The sequence below is a fragment of the Phenylobacterium sp. genome, assembly GCF_030651755.1.
Taxonomy (GTDB): Bacteria; Pseudomonadota; Alphaproteobacteria; order Caulobacterales; family Caulobacteraceae; genus Phenylobacterium.
In genome coordinates this window covers 24178-43406 of the sequence record NZ_JAUSBZ010000045.1, presented here as the reverse complement: position 1 = coordinate 43406, position 19229 = coordinate 24178, and the positions used below count along the sequence as shown (strand labels likewise).

Below are 19229 nucleotides of genomic sequence, written 5' to 3'. Positions count from 1 at the left end.
CGCAGCCATGATCGGCTAAGGGGGGAGATGCTGTCGGCTCCCGCCTCCCTGCGCCTGCGCGCCCGTTTCCGTCTGGCGCTGGCCCAGCTGCGTCGTGGCCTCACCCATGGCGCGGCTCCGCATACCGACGCTGATCGCCTGCAGATCGAGGCGGAGATCGCCGAGGGGGCCCGGATTTCCCCCGGCTATTTCGCCCTGCTGTTCTGTTCCTGCGGCATCGCGGCCCTGGGCCTGCTGCAATCCTCCGCCGCCGTGGTCATCGGCGCGATGCTCATTTCGCCGCTGATGGGACCGATCATGGGCATGGGCATGGGGGTCGCCAGGCTCGACGCCCGGGCCTTCGAACGGGCGGCCGTGGCCCTGGCCTTGGGCGCGGCGGTCTCTGTGGCCGCCTCGGCCCTGATCGTCTGGGCCTCGCCCCTGAAGGACGTGACGCCGGAAATTCTCGCCCGGACGCGGCCGACCCTGCTGGACCTGGTGGTGGCCATACTCTCGGGCTTTGTCGGCGCCTATGTGCTGATCACCAAGCGCCCCGGTGTGGTGGCCGGCGTGGCCATCGCCACCGCCCTGATGCCGCCCCTGGCGGTGGTGGGCTATGGCCTGGCCACCGGCGCCTGGAACATGGCCGGCGGCGCCTTCCTGCTGTTCCTGACCAATGTGGTGGCCATACTGGGGGCGGTGTTCGCCGTCGCCCGTCGCTATGGCTTCCAGCCCATCGTGCGACGGCGGCGGCGGTGGGAGGAACTGGCCCTGGTGGCGACCCTGCTGCTCTTGTCCCTGCCCCTGGCGGTCTCGCTCCGGGACATCGTCGTCGAAGCCCGGGAGACCGCCCGGGTGCGAAGCGCCATCCAGGGAGTCTTCGAGGGCGGCGATCAGCACATTACCGACCTGCAGGTCCGTGCGGGCCGCGGCGGGGTCGATCAGGTCCGCGCGGTGGTGGTCACCGGCCGTTTTCAGGCCCAGGCCGAACGGCGGGTGGCCCAGGCCCTGGGCGGCCAGCCGGAGGTCCAGATCGAACAGATCCTCACCGCCGACGGACTCCCCCGGGCCGACCCCAGCGGGGGCGCCCTGGCCAATCGCGCCCTGGCCACCTCACGCACCCTGCGTACGACCCCCGAGCAAAAGCTGCGGGACATGCTCACCGGGGTCGGAACGGTGGAGGCGACGCAGGCGATGGCGGCGGGGCGGCTGCAGGCGGCTGTCCGGCTGAACCGCCCGGCCACCCTGGACGACTACGCCGCGCTGGAAGCGGCGGCGCAGCGTTTCCTGCCGGAGGTGGAGCTCGAACTGACCCCGCCCTTCCTTGAACTGCCGGTGATCGCCTTCGGCGAGGGGCGTAGCACCCTGGACGCCGGCGCCGAGCGCCGGGTGGCGCTGATCGCCTGGGCGTTCACGCGGTGGAACGTTTCGGGGGCCGAAGTCGTTGGGTCGGCCAGCCCCGGACCTCGGGGGCCTAGGCCCCGGGACGTCCGTGTGGCCGAGGCCCGAGCGCAAGCCGTGGCCGATCGGCTGGAGGCCCTGGGCGTGCGCGACATCGAAATCAGAAGCGAGACCCCAGCCGTCTCGCCCCAGGACCCGTCGGTCCTGTGGTTTGCGGCTGTGCGGCCCCTGGGCTTGCCCACCGCCCGGGACACCGACGCAGGCCTGGACGAGGTCGCCCCATGAGCGACGCGCTTCTGGCCGGTCTGGTCCTCGTCTTCGCCCTGACCCTGTTCGCCTGGGACAAGGTGCGCCACGATCTTGTCGCGGTCTGCGCCCTTGGCGCCTGTCTGATCCTGGGGCTCACCACCCCTGACCAGGCTCTCCAGGGCCTGTCGGACCCTGCCGTGGTGGTGGTCGCCGCGGTGCTGATCATTGGCCGGGCCATCGAGCTGACCGGGGTGGCGGCCGCAGCCACCTCCAAGCTTGCGGCCCTGCGCATGCCCTTTCCCCTGCAGCTCAGCATCCTGCTGCTGGCCGCGGCCGTGCTGTCGGCCTTCATGAACAATATCGCCGCCCTGGCGATCACCATGCCGGTGGTGGCCAGCGTCTGTCGCGCGGCCCGCCTGCCAGCCGCCGCCGGCCTCATGCCCTTGGCCTTCGCCACCATCCTGGGGGGCATGACCACACTGATCGGCACGCCGGCCAATCTGATCCTGTCCTCCATCCGTCGGGAGGAGTTGGGGGAGCCCTTCGGCTTCTTCGCCATGTCCCCCCTGGGGGTGACGGTGGCCGGTGTCGGCCTGCTCTATCTCTGCCTGATCGGCTGGCGGCTGACCCCCCGACGGACGGGGGAAGAGGCCGCCAGCGGGGGCCGCAATGTGTTCGAGCTGATCCCGCCCCGGCCGGCGGCTGACGAGGACGGAACCACCGCCGACCTGGACCATGAGGCCCTGTTCGCCGAGATCAAGGCGGCCGGCGCGCATGTTCTGGCGGTCGTCCGCCGTCATCGCCGCATCAAGCTGGACAAGCTTGACCGGCTGTCCCCCAACGACCGGGTCCTGGTGGTCACCGCCCTGGACCCCTGGGAGCTGGCCAACAAGGTGGGGGCCAAGCTCGCCGTAGAGCGTTCGACAGCCGCCGACGCAGTGACCTCCCGGGTGGCTGTGGCCCACGGCTCGCCCCTGATCCGCCGGCCCTACGACATCATCTCGGCCGAAACCGACCAGGAGCTGAAGGTGGTGGCCGCCGGTCCCCGCGCCGCCGGCGCCGAGGGCTCCCTGGGGGCCATGGAGATCCGCGCCGGCGACCAGCTGGTGCTGCATGGCCCGGCTGAGCGGCTGGAGGCCTATCTCCGTTATGGCCGCCTGCTGGAGCTGGACCGCAAGTCCGCCGTGGTGGTGCAGCCCCGCCGGGCGGCCCTGGCGCTCGGCATCTACGCCGCCGCCGTCATCGCCGCCGTCGCCTTCGGCCTGCCCACGGCGTTGACCTTCGCCGCCGCCGCCGCCGGCCTGGCGGCCCTGCGCTTCCTGCCCTCGGGCGAGATCTATTCGTCCATCGACTGGCCGGCCATCGTGCTGCTGGCCGCCATGATCCCGGTGGGCCAGAGCTTCCAGACCAGCGGCGCGGCCGCCATTGTCGCCGACTGGCTGGGAACCGGCCTGGGGGGCGCGCCCCTGTTCGCCGCGGCTGTGGCGGTTTCGGTGGCGACCATTGTGCTGTCCCTGTTCCTGAACAATGTCGCCACCGCCGTGATCATGGGGCCGGTGGCCATCGGCATGGCCATCCAGCTGAACTTCCCGCCGGACGCCCTGCTGCTGGCGGTGCTGATCGCGGCGTCCTCGGACTTCCTGACGCCCATCGGCCACCAGAACAATCTGCTGGTCATGGCTCCGGGGGGCTACATGTTCCGGGACTATGCCCGGGTGGGCGCCGCCCTGACCGTCCTGGTGGTTCTCGTGTCGTCGGGAATGATCTCGCTGTTCTACACCTAGGCCCGACCTTGCATTGAGCGGCCCCGCCCCGCCACAATGTGAGGGCGCGCAGAGAGACCAGGATCCCCCGTTGTTCAAAAGCCTGTTTGGCAAGAAGACGCCCAAGGCCCCGCCCTCCACCGGCGGGCGCCGGGTCTATGCGGTGGGCGACATCCATGGCCGCCATGACCTGCTGGTCGCTCTGCTGCGTGAGATCGCCACCGATGTGAGCGCCGAACCGCCGGACGCCCAGCCGCTCCTGGTCTTCCTCGGGGACTATGTGGACCGGGGGCCGGGCTCCTGTCAGGTGGTGGAGACGATCCTGGCCCTGCGGAGCGAACCCGCCTTCGAGGTCCGGACCCTGAAGGGCAATCACGAGGAGGCCTTGCTGCGCTTCCTCGACGAGCCGGCCTTCGGGTCGACCTGGGCCGAGCACGGGGGCAACGCCACCCTGGCCTCCTATGGGGTCCAGCCCCCGGCCACCCGCACCGATCCGGAGGCCTGGGCGGTGGCCCGGGCGGCCTTCGGCGAGGCCCTGCCGGGCGCCCACCGGACCTTCTATGACGCCCTCGACCTGATCACCGAGGTCGGCGACTACGCCTTCGTCCATGCGGGCGTGCGGCCGGGCGTGCCCCTGGCCCACCAGACCGAACGGGACCTGTTGTGGATTCGCGGGGAGTTTCTCCAGGCCTCAGGCCCCTTCGGCAAGGTGATCGTCCACGGGCACACTCCCATGGAGGAGCCGCAGGTGACCCCGCACCGGCTGGGCCTGGACACTGGCGCCTACGCCACCGGCGTGCTGACCGCCGCCCGGCTGGACGACGGGGGTCACAAGTTCATCCAGGCTCGGGTGGGCCGGGCCGCGGCCTAGGGCGCGTTCCGATAAGTGGGAACCGGTTATCGGAGCGAAACGCGCTCTCACTCTGGGGTCTAGTCGTCCAGGACCTCGCCGGCGGGGATCTGACGATAGCGGGCCTCCACCAGGGCGAAGGCGCCGAAGGCCAGCAGGCCCAGGGCCACCAAGGTCAGCAGGCCGTTCCCCATGGGACCGTTCTTGAGGGCCTGCAGGGCCTCGGCCAGGCCCGCGGCCTCGGCGGCGTTGGCGTGCAGTCCCGCCTGGACCAGCATCACCCCCATGACCCCAAAGGCCACCGCGCGGGCGCCGTAGCCCAGGCGGCCGAGGGGTTCGGCCAAGCGGCCTATGGCCCCCTCGCAGACCAGCCGCTTGCAGAGACCGCCGAGGACCGCCTTGACCCCGTTGGAGAGGCCCGCCGCCAGGATGAAGACGCCGACCCCGACGATCAGCCATTCGCCGCCGGGCATGGTCAGGGCCTGGGCGGCGGCCTCCTGCTCGGAGCGGCCCTCATCGGCCTCGCCGAGGTCCTCCAGCAGGTCCAGGGCGCTGAACACCGAAAAGCCCAGCGCCCCATAGACGAGGCCGCTGATCGCCTGGCCCGCGCGGGTGGCCAGCGCCTTGGGCGAGGTCCCCTGGCGCTCGGCGTCGAACAGCGACTGTAGAAGCCGCCAGCCGGCGAAACCGTAGAGTCCAAGCCCCGTGACGCCCAGCAGCACGAGGCCCAGAGGCCACTCCGCCCAGGCCTGCAGGGCGCCCAGCGACCCCTCGGCGGCGGGAACCCGCCCGATGGCGGCCAGGAAGGCGATGAACCCGATGCTGACATAGACAAAGCCCCGGGCGCCGTAGCCGAAGCGGCAGGCCAGCTGCGCCAGGGCGCCAAGCGGGGCCGCGCCCAGCCAGCGCAGGGTCTGGCGGAGGGCGGTCTCGGCGTCGTGTTCGGAAGCTGTGGCCATGCTGGGCGCAAACGTGCCCGCGACAGCCAAGGTTCCGGGGGGGCTGAACCTAGTGGGCGTCGTCCCAGTTGGCCGCGGCGCGGGCCTCCACCACCAGGGGGACGGAGAAGGCCACGGCCGGTTCGGACGCGGTCTCCATCACCCGCTTGATCACGGCGATCGCCGCCTCGGCCTCGGCCTCAGGCGCCTCGAACACCAGTTCGTCGTGCACCTGCAGCAGCATGCGGGTGGAAAGCCCCGCGGCCGCCAGCGCGCCCGGCATGCGGATCATGGCCCGGCGGATCACGTCGGCGGCGGTGCCCTGGATCGGGGCGTTGATGGCGGCGCGGTCGGCGAAGGCCCGCATGCCGGCGGCCTTGGCGCCGACCTCGGGGATGTTGACCTTGCGGCCAAAGAGCGTGGTGACGAAGCCTTGGCTCCGCACCTTGGCCTTTTCGGCGTCCATATAGTCGCGAATGCCGGGGAAACGGTCGAAATAGGTGCGGATATAGGCCCCCGCCTCGTCCTGCGGGATCGACAGCTGGTTGGCCAGGCCAAAGGCCGAGATGCCATAGACGATGCCGAAATTGATCGCCTTGGCGCGGCGGCGCGTCTCGGCCGGCATGCCTTCAATGGGTACGCCGAACATCTCCGAAGCCGTCATGGCGTGGATGTCCAAACCGTCCAAAAAGGCCCGTTTAAGCTGCGGAATGTCGCCCATATGGGCCAAAATGCGCAGCTCGATCTGGCTGTAATCGGCGCTGATCAGCAGATGGCCCGGCTCGGCCACGAAGGCCTTGCGGATCTTGCGGCCCTCCTCCGTGCGGATCGGGATGTTCTGCAGGTTGGGGTCAGACGACGACAACCGCCCGGTCGTGGTGGCCGCGAGCGCGAACGAGGTGTGGACGCGCCTGGTGTCCGGCGCGATGGCCGCCACAAGCGCGTCGGTATAGGTGCCCTTCAACTTCGAGAGCTGGCGCCAGTCCAGCAGAACCCGGGGCAGTTCGTGGCCCTGGAGGGCCAGCTCCTCCAGCACCGAGGCGTCGGTGGACGAGGCGCCGGACGCCGTGGTCCGCTTCGGCGCCAGCCCCATCTCCTGGTACAGGATTTCGCCGACCTGCTTGGGCGAGCCCAGGTTGAACGGCCGGCCGGCCAGTTCATGGGCCTTGGCCTCGAACTCGGCCATGCGCAGGGCGAAGTCGTTGGACAGCTTGCGCAGGTGCTCGGGGTCCACCGCGATGCCGGCCACCTCCATGTCGGCCAGCACGGCGGCCAGCGGACGCTCCAGGGTCTCATAGACGGTGGACAGGCCTGCGGGTGCGAGCCTGGGCTTCAACACCTGATAGAGCCGCAGGGTCACGTCGGCGTCTTCGGCGGCGTAACAGGTGGCCTCCTTCAGGGCGACCTTCTTGAAGCTCTTCTGCCCCTTGCCGGTCCCGGCCACCTGCTTGAAGGGGATCGGCTCATGGCCCAGCCACAGGCGCGACAGCTCGTCCATGCCGTGCCCATGCAGGCCCGCCTCCAGCACATAGGAGATCAGCATGGTGTCCTCGACCGGCGCCACGCGCACGCCGTAGCGCGACAGGACGGCCAGGTCGTACTTGGCGTTCTGGGCGATCTTCAGGACCGCCGGGTCCTCCAGCATCGGCTTCAGCAGCTCGATGGCGATGGGCAGTGGGATCTGGGTCAGGTCGGACGGCGCATCCAGCGCCAGGCCGTCCAGCTCCTCATGGGCCAGGGGAATGTAGCAGGCCTGACCGGGCGCGACGGCCAGGGACACGCCGCACAGGCCGGCGCTGGCCGAGGACAGCGCATCGGTCTCGGTGTCGAAGGCGACGACGCCGATGGCCCGGGCCTTCTCGATCCAGGCCTCCAGCGTGGCCACATCGCGCACGCATTCATAGCCGTTGACGTCGATGGGTGGCGCTTCCGGCGCAGCCCGGGGCTCGGGCGCCGGCTGGCTAGGGGCGGCGTCGCCCGCGCTCACCCGCCTGGCCAGACTGCGGAACTGCATCTCCTCCAAGAAAGCCGCCAGCACGGCGGGCTCCGGCTCGGCCACCGCCAGGTCGTCGATGGGGGCGGGCAGGGGGGTGTCGCAGTCCAGCTGCACCAGCTGGCGCGACAGGCGGATCTGGTCGGCGAAATTGATCAGGGTCTCGCGCCGCTTGGGCTGCTTGATCTCGCCCGCCCTCGCCAACAGCGTATCGAGGTCGCCATATTCGTTGATCAGCTGGGCGGCGGTCTTGATGCCGATGCCCGGCGCGCCCGGCACATTGTCGACGGAATCGCCGCACAGCGCCTGGACATCCACCACCTTTTCCGGCGGCACCCCGAACTTCTCGATCACCTGCTCGCGGCCGATCTTCAGGTTCTTCATGGTGTCGAGCATGGAGACCCGGTCGCCGACCAGCTGCATCAGGTCCTTGTCCGACGAGATGATGGTCACCTCGCCGCCGGCGTCGCGCACCTTGCAGGCATAGGCCGCGATCAGGTCGTCGGCCTCATAGCCGGGCAGCTCCAGGCTCGGCACGCCAAAGGCCCGCGTCGCCTCCCGCACCAGGGGAAACTGCGGGATCAGGTCCTCCGGCGGCGGCGGCCGGTGGGCCTTGTACTGGTCATAGAGGGTGTTGCGGAACGTCTTCTCCGAATGGTCGAAGATCACCGCCAGGTGGGTCGGGCCATCGGCCTGGGCCCGCATCTCCACCAGCAGCTTCCACAGCATGTTGCAGAAGCCCGACACCGCCCCGATCGGCAGGCCGTCGCTCTTGCGGGTCAGCGGCGGCAGGGCGTGATAGGCGCGGAAGATATAGCCCGACCCATCCACCAGATAGAGCCGCACCGGCGGCCCATCCTGAGTGGGCGTCCGCGGCAGGTCCGGCAGGGGGGCGGTCTCAAGCGTGTCGGTCATGCGCGGGAAGATAGGCGCGGGCGGGGCCGTGGTCACGTGCGGAGGTGGGGTGTTGACGCTTTCAAAATCGAGATCCTCGGGCGGAAAGGGACGCATTGGCAGGCCCATCACACCTATCCGCAATATGTTGGCTTGCTTACAGGCTGAGCCGTTGCAGTCATCCTTACGCTACAGCGTCAAGGAGGCTTGATTGCAGCTGGTGGTACGGTTGGTTCGCCTGCTTCAACCAGTTAGGGGAGTTCATGGATCGCCTATCGCCTGAGCGCCGGTCGGCCAACATGCGCGCCATTAGGTCGCGCAATACGAAGCCAGAGATAATCGTTCGCTCCGCCGCGTTCCGGGCTGGCTACAGGTACCGTTTGCATGATCGCGGCCTGCCGGGCTCCCCCGACCTTGTCTTCCCCAAGCGTCGTAAGGTCATCTTCGTTCATGGTTGTTTTTGGCACAGCCACGAGGGGTGCGCCAAAGCCTATCGGCCTAAAAGCCGGGCTGCATTCTGGTCAGAAAAGTTCCGAAAAAACCGCGAGCGCGACGGGCGGGTGCTCTTGGCGGTCAATGCTCTAGGCTGGGAAGCGCTTGTTGTCTGGGAATGCGAAGCGGTCGATAGTGAAGTGTTGCGAAGGCGGCTGGTCGATTTCCTTGGGCCGCCGCGGATCAGGCCAGCCGACAGATGACAGACCCTTCCATCGCCAGAAAGCTGGAGCGACTTTCAGACGGTAATCCGGTGCGGGTTTTGGACCTGTTCGCTGGATGCGGAGGCATATCGCTTGGGTTCCAGCGAGCTGGCTTCCAGATCGAGGCCGCGATTGAATTCGATCCGCTCGCCGCTCTCTCACACGCCACCAACTTTCATCGGCATGCTGCGCCTGCGGAGTTTGAGCGCCATGCATCGGCGCGTGACATAACCGCAATTGAGCCCGAGCAACTGGTGGCAGAGCTGGGCCTTGAGGCTGCCCCAGACGCTTTCGACGTCTTGGTGGGAGGGCCGCCGTGCCAAGCTTATGCTCGCGTTGGCAGAGCCAAGCTACGCGACGTTGCCCAGCATCCTGAAGCTTTCAAAGTTGATGCTCGAGGCAACCTATATCTCCGCTATCTCCACTATGTGAATGAGACAAAACCGCTGGCTCTTCTCATGGAGAACGTGCCGGATATCATGAACTATGGCGGCCACAATGTAGTGGCTGAGATCGCTGAAGCGCTCTCAGACATGGGTTACATTGCCCGGTACACGCTCCTAAACGCCTCCCGATTTGGCGTCCCCCAAATGCGCGACCGCGTGATACTTCTGGCGTTCCATGAAAGCCTCGGGATAACGCCTTCGTTTCCGGCGCCGACCAGACACGTTGATCTGCCGCCTGGATATAGCGGCACTCGCGCTGTCGCCTTTAAGAACATCGACATGTTGTGCGCCGGTACGTTTATTGAGGAACCCGTAGGGCCCCCCTCTCTGCCCTATGCGGTGACTGCCGAGGAAGCGATCGGCGATCTGCCCCCAATCACTCTTCACCTTGAGGGCAAGCTGAAACGAGGCGCGCGCCGATTTGACGTTGTGACACGGTACGATTCTACCCGGCTCCCGTCGTCATTTGCGGCCGACTTGCGCAACTGGTCGAATTTCGAGAGCACTGAAGGCATCAGCGATCACGTTATCCGCTACCTGCCTCGCGACACGTTTATCTTCCGCGAAATGCCGAATGGCGCAGAGTACCCCGCAGCTCATGCAACCGCTGTCCGCTTATTCGAAGAGGCCGTGGCTGACCTTAAAGCGGCGGGACATCCTGTTTCACAAGAGAGCCGCGACGCATTGTTTAGGAAGATGGTTCCGCCGTATCCGGTGACAAACTTCCCCAATCGTTGGTGGAAGCTGCGGCGCGATCAGCCTAGCCGCACATTGCTGGCGCACATTGGCAAGGATACATATTCGCACATTCACTACGACAGCGATCAGGCCCGCACGATCAGCGTCCGCGAGGCGGCTCGCCTTCAGAGTTTTCCCGATGGTTTCGTGTTCAGGGGAACCATGAATCCGGCGTTCAGGCAAATTGGTAACGCGGTTCCACCCCTTCTGGCGTTCGCCCTCGCGAAGCACATAAAGGCGATGTTGTCAGAAGCTGTCTCTGCGCGTGACTTAGTGGCAGCCTAGTCGTCGTCCGACGGAAGCGGCGTAGGTTCGCTCCAGGTAAAAAGGTCCGTATGCATCTCAAATTTTGAGGCCCGAACGCCGGTCGGCAGCGTGGCAAGTTGATCGCGTACGGCTAAGGCGATCAGCTCGATGGGCTCTGAAACTCTGACCTTAGGCCCACCAGCAGCCTCAAGATCAAAAACGCGTGCGATCCTATACTCAGAACTGCTCGCTGCGGTGTATAGTTCAGCTCCAGATATATGGACGCTGCCGTCAAAGCTTGATGTGGTGCTTTTGACGTCTATCAGCGTCGTTCCGCCACTCAGTTCAGTTACCTCAAAGTCATAGGGGCTGGTGGCGTTCTGATCTGCAGTCCAGATAAAACCTGAGATATTCTTGGCAGTAAGTTCGCGCTCAAGATGCGCACAGAATAGTGCCTCGCCCGCTCTGCCTACCTCGTGGGCGCGCGCCTTTGCTGCTGCAAGTTCAGCGGCGCTGACTGGGCGGGCTGTGCCTGACCGTGCCCGGGTGTCCAGCCTGCGCCTCGCGACCTCGTCATCCTCCGCCGCTGCAATCAAATCGGCAGTGCGGGCTGGGTCGGGCAGGAGAAGATTCAATGGATGCCCGGCAGGCACCGGTACCGCTGCTAAGTCGGTAGTGCTCATGTCGGTCATAGAGCGCACCCGAGGGGCCAGCTGGAACGTGGACCTCAGATAGTCAGCGATTGGCTTGTCGGAAGGCGAGGTCGCCGAAAGGAGAACCATGCTGATCGACGTTGGGAGAGGTTCACCATCAAAGCCAAACACAGCAATGTCCTCAGCCTGGAGACCGTCGAACCGGCTAGGGTCAGCGTCTGGCCCATAGATGAGCTTGCCGTTCAGGCGCCAGTTCCGGCTCCCCTCTGACTTGATGATCTTACGCCGCACCCTGTGTATAGGTGCGCCATCTGGGCCATAGACATCCACCACCACTGGCTGTTCAAATGTACCAGTTATAGAAGCCGGAAGCGCAGGAAAGAGTCGGCTAGCCATCACATCGCTGTCCAGGTTCGTGCCCTTCTGCTTACTGCTCGAGTGCAGGCGGAAATATCCAGCGAACAACGTCAGATCGCTGCTCGTCATCAACTTCACCGCATAGCGCATCGTACCCCCCAACCAATTAGCCGCGACACGGTCTAACCTCGTTCCGCAATCGATCCTAGCCTGCTCGGTTCTTCACGCACTTGATGTCCCCAAGCGAACGCTTTTTGAGGGAGCGCATGCATCGGCTCGCGCCGAAGCATGAGGAGATTGGAGGTCGGGGTCCCGGGCGCCATCCTCCAGATTGATCCCCACGGCGCCGGCGCCCGCCACCCGGCGGATGGTCTCGGCAAGCTCGGCAAGGTCGTCGGTGTAGCCGCCCTCGATGTCGGCGGTGACCGGGACCGGCGTCACCCGCACCACATCGGCGATCACCGCAATCAGCCGGTCGGTCGGCAGGGCGTCTCCATCGGGAAAGCCTTGCGCCCAGGCCACGGCGGCCGAGGAGGTGGCCACGGCCTTGGCGCCCGCGCTCGCCATCAGGGCCGCGCTGGCGGCGCCCCAGGCATTGGGCAGGATGAGCAGGTCGGGGCCGGTGTGCAGGGCGTGGAAGGTGGCGGCGTGATCGGTCATGGGGGGCTCCTTGGGCGGTGGGGCGAGCAGAGCATGGGAGAGGCGCGGCGTCCGGCGGAGTTCGGACGTGGACCATCTCCCGCCGCCGAGCCTGACGGGGGTGGGGAAGGGATCAACCACGAAGGACACAAAGGGCACGAAGGGGCCGTGTTCGTCTTTGTGGGCTTCGTGAGCTTTGTGGTGCGACCTGGGGCGCCTGCGGCGCGAGAGGCGGTGGGGTCGTGCGTGCTTCGAGGCTCGCTGGCGCTCGCACCTCAGCATGAGGGGGTGGGTGCGGGCGGGACCTCTCATTCGTCCTCATCCTGAGGCGCCGCGGAGCGGCCTCGAAGGACGAGGGCGGCGCGCTTAAGGCCGCAGCCAGGCGAAGGTGCGGGTGAGGAAGGCCTGGCCGTCTTCCAGGACGGGCGGGGCGTGGGCCATGAGGACGCGACGGGCCGGCCAGGCGGTGATGCGGTCGAGCGCGGCGCGGGCCGCCTTGCGGTCGGTGAAGGCCAGACGGAATTTGCGCGGGGTCTGGGGCTGATCCCCGGTCATCAGGTCGAGCCGGGCGATGAGCTTGCGCCAGCCCTTCAGGCTGGCCGGGTCGAGCTGCTGGATCAGGTCGGCGAACAGGGCCGTGCGGCTGGCCCGGTGGAAGAAGACCACCTCGACCGCGATCCTGTTGCCCGCGACATGGACCTGGTCGATCTCATCGGACCAGGGGTGGGCCGGGCCATCGGCCAGGTCGTCGTCGAAGGCGAGGTCGGAGCGTCGCTGGCGCAGGCCAGGCGGGGCGTAGAGCCGGGCCTCGGGATAGGCGGCCTGCCACTCCCCCAGGAACAGGTGGTGCATGGCCGTGGGCGAGACCAGCCAGCGCACCGGCCCCAGGGCGTCGACGGCGGCTTTCAGCTCCGGGGTCAGCTGCGTGGGCGACCAGATGAAGAGGCCGCCGCCCGACAGCCGGATGACGACCATGCGCGTGGGATAGGCGAACCCCAGGACGCGCACCTGCGGCCCCGCCGCCGTCCAGATGTTCGCGTCCAGGGGCTGCAGCATGACGGGGGCCAGGATGCATGGGTCTGGTGGCGGGGGGCAAGGGGAAGGAGAAACCACGAAGGACACAAAGGGCACGAAGGCGCCGCGTCCTTCTTTATGAGCTTCGTGCGCTTTGTGGTTCGCCATGGGGCGCCTGCGGCGGGCGCGTGGCGGCGCCGTGCGTGCTTCGAGGTTCGCTGCGCTCGCACCTCAGCATGAGGAGGGGGGGTGCGGGCGGGACCTCTCATTCGTCCTCATCCTTAAGGCGCTGCGAAGCGGCCTCGAAGGACGAGGGCGGTCGCATAGCCCCCGTCACCGAACCTTCACCGCGACACATCGCCCGGCCATTAGCCCCCGGCGCCGTCCCGTGATATGGCCCCATCCCCGCGTGTCGGGCGTTTTGGGACTGTGATTTGCCGCGGGCGGCAGGGAAGGGCGCGAGATGAGCAGAGTTCTGGTGATTGGCGCGGGCGGCGTGGGCTCGGTGGCGGTCCACAAGATGGCCATGTCCCCTGAGATTTTCAGTCACATTACGCTGGCCAGCCGGACCAAGGCCAAGTGCGACGCCATCGCGGAGTCGGTGAAAACCCGCACCGGCGTGGTGGTGGAGACCGCCGCCCTGGACGCCGACGACATCGCCGCGACCACCGCCCTGATCCAGAAGGTGAAGCCCGTTCTCGTGGTGAACCTCGCCCTGCCCTATCAGGACCTGGCGATCATGGAGGCCTGCCTGGCGGCGGGCGTGAACTATCTCGACACCGCCAATTACGAGCCCCGGGACCAGGCCAAGTTCGAATACAGCTGGCAGTGGGCCTATCAGGACCGCTTCAAGCAAGCCGGGCTGATGGCGCTGCTGGGCTGCGGCTTTGATCCGGGCGTGACCTCGGTGTTCACCACCTACACCGCCAAGCACCTGCTGGATTCCATCGAGACCCTGGACATCCTCGACTGCAACGGGGGCGACCACGGGCACCCCTTCGCCACCAACTTCAATCCCGAGATCAATCTGCGCGAAGTGACCGCGCCGTCGCGGCACTGGGAGAACGGCCAGTGGGTCGAGGGGCCGGCGCTGGCGAAGAAGCAGGTCTTCGACTTCGACCAGGTGGGGCCGAAGAACATGTACCTCATGTATCATGAGGAGCTGGAGTCGCTCGCCAAATTCTACCCCGAAATCAAGCGCATCCGGTTCTGGATGACCTTTGGCGACGCCTACCTCAAGCACCTCGAGGTGCTGGGCAATGTGGGCATGCTGCGGATCGATCCGGTGATGTTCGAGGGCCGCGAGATCATCCCCCTTCAGTTCCTGAAGGCGCTGTTGCCCGAGCCGGCGTCGCTTGGCCCCCGCACCAAGGGCAAGACCAATATCGGCACCATCGCCACCGGCCTGAAGGACGGCGCCCAGAAGACCATCTACATCAACAATGTCTGCGACCACGAAGAGGCCTATGCCGAGACCGGCAGCCAGGCGGTCAGCTACACCACCGGCGTCCCGGCCATGATCGGGGCGGCCCTGATGGTGCAGGGGGTCTATTCCGGCGCCGGCGTCTTCAACATGGAGCAGATGGACCCCGATCCGTTCATGGACATGCTGAATGTCCACGGCCTGCCCTGGAAGATGCGGGAGCTGGCCGCTCCCCTGGACTTCTAAGGGGCCATGGAGACCAAGGCCGGCGGCGCCGGCGCGTTTTCCCGCTTTGATCTGGCCCGGGTTCCGTCCCCCTGTTTCGTGGTGGATGAGGCGGCGATCGCGCGCAACCTCTCCGTCTTGGCCGATGTGGGCCATCGGGGCGGGGCCCAGGTGCTGCTGGCGCTGAAGGCCTTCTCCATGTGGTCGCTGGCGGACTTGGTGGGCCAGCATCTGGACGGAGTCTGCGCCTCTGGGCTCTGGGAGGCGAGGCTGGCCCGGGAGTTTTATCGCGGCGAGCTGACCACCTATTCGCCGGCCTATAAGGGCGCCGACCTGCCCGAGATCTTGCGGCTGTCGGACACGGTGATCTTCAATTCGCCCGACCAGATCGCGCGCTTTCAGGGCCTGATAGACGAGGCGCGGGGGGCGGGCGAGGTCTTCCAGATCGGCCTGCGCCTGAACCCCGAGCACAGCGAGGCCGAGGTCGCCAAGTACGACCCCTGCCAGATCGGCTCGCGCCTGGGCTTCCCCGTCTCGCAGCTGACGGCTGAAAGCCTGGCCGGCGTGGACGGCCTGCACATCCATGCGCTCTGCGAACAGGGCTTCGAGCCGCTCAGCCGCATCTGGGCCTCCCTGGAGCCGAAGATCGCCGGCGTGCTGGGGACCCAGATCAAGTGGGTGAACCTGGGCGGCGGCCACCACATCACCCGCGCCGACTATGACCGCGAAGCGCTGGTGGCCTTCCTGCGCGACGTGAAGGCTCGCTTCGGCATCGGCCTCTTCCTGGAGCCCGGCGAGGCCATCGCTCTGGACGCCGGCATCCTGGTGGGCGAGGTGCTGGACGTGCTTGAGAACGGCATGGCCATCGGCATCACCGACATCTCGGCCACCTGCCACATGCCCGATGTCATCGAGGCGCCCTATCGCCCGGCCATGCTGAACGAAGCCGAGGACGGCGTGAGCCTTCGCCTGGGCGGGCCGTCCTGCCTGGCCGGGGACATCATCGGCGACTACCGGTTTGCGGCGCGGCCGTCGCCGGGGACCCGCATCGCCTTCCTCGACCAGGCGCACTATTCGATGGTCAAGACCAACACCTTCAACGGCGTGCCCCTGCCGGCCATCGCGCTGTGGAACAGCGAGACCGACGCCCTGAGGATGGTGCGCGAGTTCGACTACAGCGAATTCCGCGACCGCCTGTCCTAGAGGCTGGCGTAGGCCGCCTCGATCAGCCGCCTGGCGCGGGGATCGCCCAGCAGGTGGGCCGACTGCTTGTTCATCACATAGGCGCCGGCGAGGCCCGTCTGCGGGTCTGCAAAGGCGCAGGAGCCGCCCCAGCCGGAATGGCCGAAGGTCTCTTCCCCCGGCCCCCAGGGCTTCAGCGGGCCATTGCGCATGACGCCGGCCCCCCAGCTCATGACGAAGGGCAGGACGAGGTCCTGGCCCGTGATGCGTTCGCGGGCCATCTCGGCGATCAGGGGCGGCGAGAGGATCATCTCCCCGTCCAGCCAGCCCCCAGACGCCAGCGCGCCCATCAGCCGGGCCAGCGCGGGGGCCGTCGCATGGCCATTGGCCGAGGGGATCTCCGCCCGGCGCCATTCGGCCTGGCCGCGACCGCCGGGCGAGGACCAGGGCTCCAGGAAGGCCGCCTTGGTGGGGATATTGATCTCGCCGAAGTCGGGAAAGGCCGGCGGCCGCTGCAGGTCGGCGCAGCGGGGGTGCTCAGCGTCCGGCAGGCCGATCCAGAGATCAAGGTCGAACGGCTGGGCGAGATCTTCCCGCAGGGCTGCGCCCATGGTCCGGCCATCCACCTGGCGGAAGATTTCGCCAGCCAGATAGCCATAGGTCACCGGGTGATAGCCGCTGGCCTTCCCCGGCGGCCACAGAGGCGCCATGGCCGCGAGCTTGGCGCAGGTGGCGTCCCAGTCGAACCAGAGCGAGGGGTCCACGGCCGCGACGAAGCCCGGCAGACCGGCCTGGTGCGACAGGACCTGCTCGACGGTGATCTCACCCTTGCCGGCCTGCGCAAAGTCCGGCCAGACCTCGGCGACGGGCTGGTCATAGGCCAGCCTGCCCTGGTCCACGAGGCGAGCGACCATCAGGGCGGCCACCGCCTTGGTGGTGGAAAACAGCGGGGTGAGGGTGGCGGCGGTGAAGGCTTGGGTGCGCGCCCTGTCGGCATGGCCGGCCCAGAGGTCGACGATCAGCTCGCCGTCACGGACCAGGGCAAACCGCGCGCCGAGCTCTTCGCCTTGCGCGAAATTGTCGGCGAAGGCGGCGGAGACGGCCTCGAAGCCTGGGGCGACGTGGCCGTGGATGTCAGGGTCGGCGGTGGTCAGTTCAGACGCTCCATGCGGACATGTGGCGAGGTGGCCTTCAGCCGCTGGGCCATGGCCACCAGGGGAAGCTCGCTCGCCTTCCACATATGGGCCGCCGAAACGGTTTCGACCAGCCCGCCGACGGCGCGGGGCAGGGCGTAGGCCGGCGCCAGGCCATCCAGGACGGCGGCGCCATAGAGGGCGGTGAGCAGGTCGCCGGTCCCCTTGGGCGCCTCCGGGGATCGCTGGTGGGCGGCCAGCCAGGCCTCGCGGCGGTCGGCATAGATGACGCCCATCTCCTCACCGCGGATCACCGAGGAGATCAGGGCCGGCTTGCCGAGCAGGCGGGCGCCGGCCAGGGCCTGGGCGGGGGTGCGGGTCTCCGCGCCGGTGAGCCGCTGCAGCTCCCAGGTGTTGCAGGCCACCAGATCGGCCCGGGGGACCAGGTCGGCGGTGACCGCCTCGGCCACGTCGATGGGCACATAGAGACCCTTGCCCACATCCCCCAGGGTCGGGTCGACGATGACGAAGGGTTTGCGGGCGCCTGGGTCCCGCGGCGCAGCGCGGACGGCGTCGATGGCCCTCGCCGCGGCGCGCACCTGGGCGCTGCTGGCGAAATAGCCGGTGATGACCAGGTCGATCTGGGAAAAATAGCCGTTGGCCTCGACGCCATCGAGCATGCCGTCGATGGCCTCGACCGGGACAGCCGCCCCGCCCGGCGGCCCCCAGCCGGGATGGCGGCCATAGAGGACGGTGGGCACGACCATGGCGTCCACCTTGAAGGGGGCGAGCGCCAGGGCCTGGGCGGAGCCGCCCACACGGCTGGCGGCGACATGACTGGAAATGATGAGGGCGAGCGGCATGAGGGCCGCATAGAGAAGCGCCGCGCCGGGACCCGCAAGGGGACTCGACGCGGCGTTGCAAATAATTCTCCCGCGCTGACGCGAGAGTGTCAGGTAAAGTTCTAGTAGCGGTAGTGGTCAGGCTTGAATGGGCCAGCTTCCGGCACGCCGATATAGTCAGCCTGCTCCTTGCTCAGCCGGGTCAGCTTGGCGCCGAGTTTTTCCAGGTGAAGGATGGCGACCTTCTCGTCCAGGTGCTTGGGCAGGGTGTAGACCTTGGTCTCGTAGCGCCCGCCGTTCTGCCACAGCTCGATCTGCGCCAGGGTCTGGTTGGTGAAGGAGGCGCTCATCACGAAGCTCGGATGGCCCGTGGCGTTGCCCAGGTTCACCAGGCGGCCTTCCGACAGGACGATGATCTTCTTGCCGTCGGGGAATTCCACGTGGTGGACCTGATCCTTGATCTTGTCCCACTTGAAGTTGCGCAGGCCGGCGATCTGGATCTCGGAATCGAAGTGGCCGATGTTGCAGACGATGGCGTTGTTCTTCATCGCCCGCATGTGGTCGACGGTGAGAACGTCCTTGTTGCCGGTGGCGGTGACGAAGATGTCGGCCTTGTCGGCCACGTCCTCGACGGTGACGACCTCATAGCCTTCCATGGCCGCCTGCAGGGCGCAGATCGGATCGACCTCGGTGACCATGACCCGGGCGCCGCCATTGCGGAGCGAGGCGGCCGAGCCCTTGCCCACATCGCCATAGCCCATGACCACGGCGGTCTTGCCGGCCAGCATCACGTCGGTGCCGCGGCGGATGGCGTCCACCAGGCTCTCGCGGCAGCCATAGAGGTTGTCGAACTTCGACTTGGTGACGCTGTCGTTCACATTGATGGCGGGATAGGGCAGCTCGCCCCGCTCGGCCATCTGATAGAGGCGATGGACCCCCGTGGTGGTCTCTTCGGACACGCCCTTGATCGCCGCGCGGATCGCCGAATAGAAGCCGGGCTTCTCGGCCAGATAGCGCTTCATCACCGCATAGAGGGCTTCTTCCTCCTCGTTCTGCGGGTTGTTCAGGACCGAAGGGTCCTTCTCGGCCTTGGGGCCGAGCACGGTCAGCAGGGTGGCGTCGCCGCCGTCATCGAGGATCAGGTTCGGATAGCCGCCGTCTGACCATTCGAAGATCTTGTGGGCGTATTCCCAGTACTCCACCAGGGTCTCGCCCTTGATGGCGAAGACCGGCGTGCCGGCCGCGGCGATGGCGGCGGCGGCATGGTCCTGGGTCGAGAAGATATTGCACGAAGCCCAGCGGACCTCAGCGCCGAGGGCTTCCAGGGTCTGGATCAGCACTGCGGTCTGGATGGTCATGTGCAGGGAGCCGGCGATGCGGGCGCCCTTCAGAGGCTGGCTCGGGCCAAATTCCTCGCGGGTCGCCATCAGACCGGGCATTTCGGTCTCGGCGATCTCGATTTCCTTGCGGCCAAAGTCAGCCAGGCTGATGTCCTTGACGATGTAGTCGGTCATGTCGGTGGGTCCTGCGGTCCTGTCGCGGGCTCCAGCCAGGGCGCCCAAACGTACG

General features: G+C 67.3%; 15 protein-coding genes. 7 read left to right on the top strand and 8 right to left on the bottom strand.

Annotated features, from left to right (window positions below):
* Positions 1-27 precede the first annotated feature (27 nt).
* The 3 genes from Q7V15_RS04175 to Q7V15_RS04165 all read left to right on the top strand — a co-directional run bounded on the left by Q7V15_RS04175 (position 28) and on the right by Q7V15_RS04165 (position 4263).
* Positions 28-1665 (top strand): DUF389 domain-containing protein, encoded by a 1638-nt coding sequence (locus tag Q7V15_RS04175; RefSeq protein WP_304754006.1) that lies wholly within the window; start codon positions 28-30, stop codon positions 1663-1665.
* Entirely contained in the window at positions 1662-3413 is a 1752-nt protein-coding gene (locus tag Q7V15_RS04170) for an SLC13 family permease (RefSeq protein ID WP_304754004.1), read from the top strand. Before Q7V15_RS04175 ends, Q7V15_RS04170 begins: the two co-directional genes overlap by 4 nt.
* A gap of 70 nt (positions 3414-3483) precedes the next feature.
* Positions 3484-4263, top strand: a complete 780-nt coding sequence (locus Q7V15_RS04165; protein WP_304754003.1) for a metallophosphoesterase family protein — start codon at positions 3484-3486, stop codon at positions 4261-4263.
* 59 nt (positions 4264-4322) lie between these two features.
* Here Q7V15_RS04165 and Q7V15_RS04160 read toward each other — a convergent pair whose 3' ends face one another.
* On the bottom strand, positions 4323-5201 hold the full coding sequence (locus Q7V15_RS04160; RefSeq protein WP_304754001.1) for a DUF1206 domain-containing protein: 879 nt from the start codon (positions 5199-5201) through the stop codon (positions 4323-4325).
* Between the two features lie 49 nt (positions 5202-5250).
* Positions 5251-8088 (bottom strand): DNA polymerase I, encoded by a 2838-nt coding sequence (polA, locus tag Q7V15_RS04155; RefSeq protein WP_304754048.1) that lies wholly within the window; start codon positions 8086-8088, stop codon positions 5251-5253.
* A gap of 242 nt (positions 8089-8330) precedes the next feature.
* Here polA and Q7V15_RS04150 point away from each other — a divergent pair, with 242 nt between their 5' ends.
* Together Q7V15_RS04150 and Q7V15_RS04145 are read left to right on the top strand one after the other, a co-directional pair.
* Positions 8331-8762, top strand: a complete 432-nt coding sequence (locus Q7V15_RS04150) for a very short patch repair endonuclease (RefSeq protein ID WP_304753999.1) — start codon at positions 8331-8333, stop codon at positions 8760-8762.
* Complete coding sequence (locus tag Q7V15_RS04145; protein WP_304753997.1) at positions 8759-10231, top strand: DNA cytosine methyltransferase; 1473 nt, start codon at positions 8759-8761, stop codon at positions 10229-10231. The genes Q7V15_RS04150 and Q7V15_RS04145 overlap by 4 nt, the downstream gene beginning before the upstream one ends.
* Here the strand turns inward: Q7V15_RS04145 and Q7V15_RS04140 are convergent.
* The 3 genes from Q7V15_RS04140 to Q7V15_RS04130 form a co-directional block, all read right to left on the bottom strand.
* Entirely contained in the window at positions 10228-11352 is a 1125-nt protein-coding gene (locus Q7V15_RS04140; protein ID WP_304753996.1) for a protein NO VEIN domain-containing protein, read from the bottom strand. The two genes, Q7V15_RS04145 and Q7V15_RS04140, sit on opposite strands and share 4 nt — an antisense overlap.
* A 72-nt stretch (positions 11353-11424) precedes the next feature.
* Positions 11425-11862, bottom strand: a complete 438-nt coding sequence (locus Q7V15_RS04135) for an isocitrate lyase/phosphoenolpyruvate mutase family protein (protein WP_304753995.1) — start codon at positions 11860-11862, stop codon at positions 11425-11427.
* A gap of 345 nt (positions 11863-12207) precedes the next feature.
* Positions 12208-12897 carry a DUF4336 domain-containing protein gene (locus tag Q7V15_RS04130; protein ID WP_304753993.1) on the bottom strand — a complete coding sequence of 230 codons (690 nt, stop codon included), beginning with the start codon at positions 12895-12897 and terminating at the stop codon, positions 12208-12210.
* Between the two features lie 421 nt (positions 12898-13318).
* Between Q7V15_RS04130 and Q7V15_RS04125 the strand changes: the two genes are divergently transcribed.
* Positions 13319-14524, top strand: a complete 1206-nt coding sequence (locus Q7V15_RS04125) for a saccharopine dehydrogenase family protein (RefSeq protein WP_304753992.1) — start codon at positions 13319-13321, stop codon at positions 14522-14524.
* A gap of 6 nt (positions 14525-14530) precedes the next feature.
* Entirely contained in the window at positions 14531-15706 is a 1176-nt protein-coding gene (locus tag Q7V15_RS04120) for a carboxynorspermidine decarboxylase (RefSeq protein ID WP_304753990.1), read from the top strand.
* Here Q7V15_RS04120 and Q7V15_RS04115 read toward each other — a convergent pair.
* From Q7V15_RS04115 to ahcY, 3 genes are all read right to left on the bottom strand, one after another.
* Complete coding sequence (locus Q7V15_RS04115) at positions 15703-16839, bottom strand: serine hydrolase domain-containing protein (protein WP_370689766.1); 1137 nt, start codon at positions 16837-16839, stop codon at positions 15703-15705. The genes Q7V15_RS04120 and Q7V15_RS04115 overlap by 4 nt on opposite strands.
* Positions 16836-17681: a bifunctional hydroxymethylpyrimidine kinase/phosphomethylpyrimidine kinase gene (locus Q7V15_RS04110; RefSeq protein WP_304753988.1), complete on the bottom strand. Its 846-nt coding sequence runs from the start codon at positions 17679-17681 to the stop codon at positions 16836-16838. The genes Q7V15_RS04115 and Q7V15_RS04110 overlap by 4 nt, the downstream gene beginning before the upstream one ends.
* Before the next feature lie 101 nt (positions 17682-17782).
* Positions 17783-19174 (bottom strand): adenosylhomocysteinase, encoded by a 1392-nt coding sequence (gene ahcY, locus Q7V15_RS04105; protein ID WP_304753987.1) that lies wholly within the window; start codon positions 19172-19174, stop codon positions 17783-17785.
* Between the last annotated feature and the right edge of the window lie 55 nt (positions 19175-19229).

Bases quoted from the DNA above. Each gene is read 5' to 3' on its own strand.
- Q7V15_RS04175 (WP_304754006.1), top strand. From the start codon at position 28: ATGCTGTCGGCTCCCGCCTCCCTGCGCCTGCGCGCCCGTTTCCGTCTG.
- Q7V15_RS04170 (WP_304754004.1), top strand. From the start codon at position 1,662: ATGAGCGACGCGCTTCTGGCCGGTCTGGTCCTCGTCTTCGCCCTGACC.
- Q7V15_RS04160 (WP_304754001.1), bottom strand. From the start codon at position 5,201: ATGGCCACAGCTTCCGAACACGACGCCGAGACCGCCCTCCGCCAGACC.
- polA (WP_304754048.1), bottom strand. From the start codon at position 8,088: ATGACCGACACGCTTGAGACCGCCCCCCTGCCGGACCTGCCGCGGACG.
- Q7V15_RS04150 (WP_304753999.1), top strand. From the start codon at position 8,331: ATGGATCGCCTATCGCCTGAGCGCCGGTCGGCCAACATGCGCGCCATT.
- Q7V15_RS04145 (WP_304753997.1), top strand. From the start codon at position 8,759: ATGACAGACCCTTCCATCGCCAGAAAGCTGGAGCGACTTTCAGACGGT.
- Q7V15_RS04140 (WP_304753996.1), bottom strand. From the start codon at position 11,352: ATGCGCTATGCGGTGAAGTTGATGACGAGCAGCGATCTGACGTTGTTC.
- Q7V15_RS04135 (WP_304753995.1), bottom strand. From the start codon at position 11,862: ATGACCGATCACGCCGCCACCTTCCACGCCCTGCACACCGGCCCCGAC.
- Q7V15_RS04130 (WP_304753993.1), bottom strand. From the start codon at position 12,897: ATGCTGCAGCCCCTGGACGCGAACATCTGGACGGCGGCGGGGCCGCAG.
- Q7V15_RS04125 (WP_304753992.1), top strand. From the start codon at position 13,319: ATGAGCAGAGTTCTGGTGATTGGCGCGGGCGGCGTGGGCTCGGTGGCG.
- Q7V15_RS04120 (WP_304753990.1), top strand. From the start codon at position 14,531: ATGGAGACCAAGGCCGGCGGCGCCGGCGCGTTTTCCCGCTTTGATCTG.
- Q7V15_RS04110 (WP_304753988.1), bottom strand. From the start codon at position 17,681: ATGCCGCTCGCCCTCATCATTTCCAGTCATGTCGCCGCCAGCCGTGTG.
- ahcY (WP_304753987.1), bottom strand. From the start codon at position 19,174: ATGACCGACTACATCGTCAAGGACATCAGCCTGGCTGACTTTGGCCGC.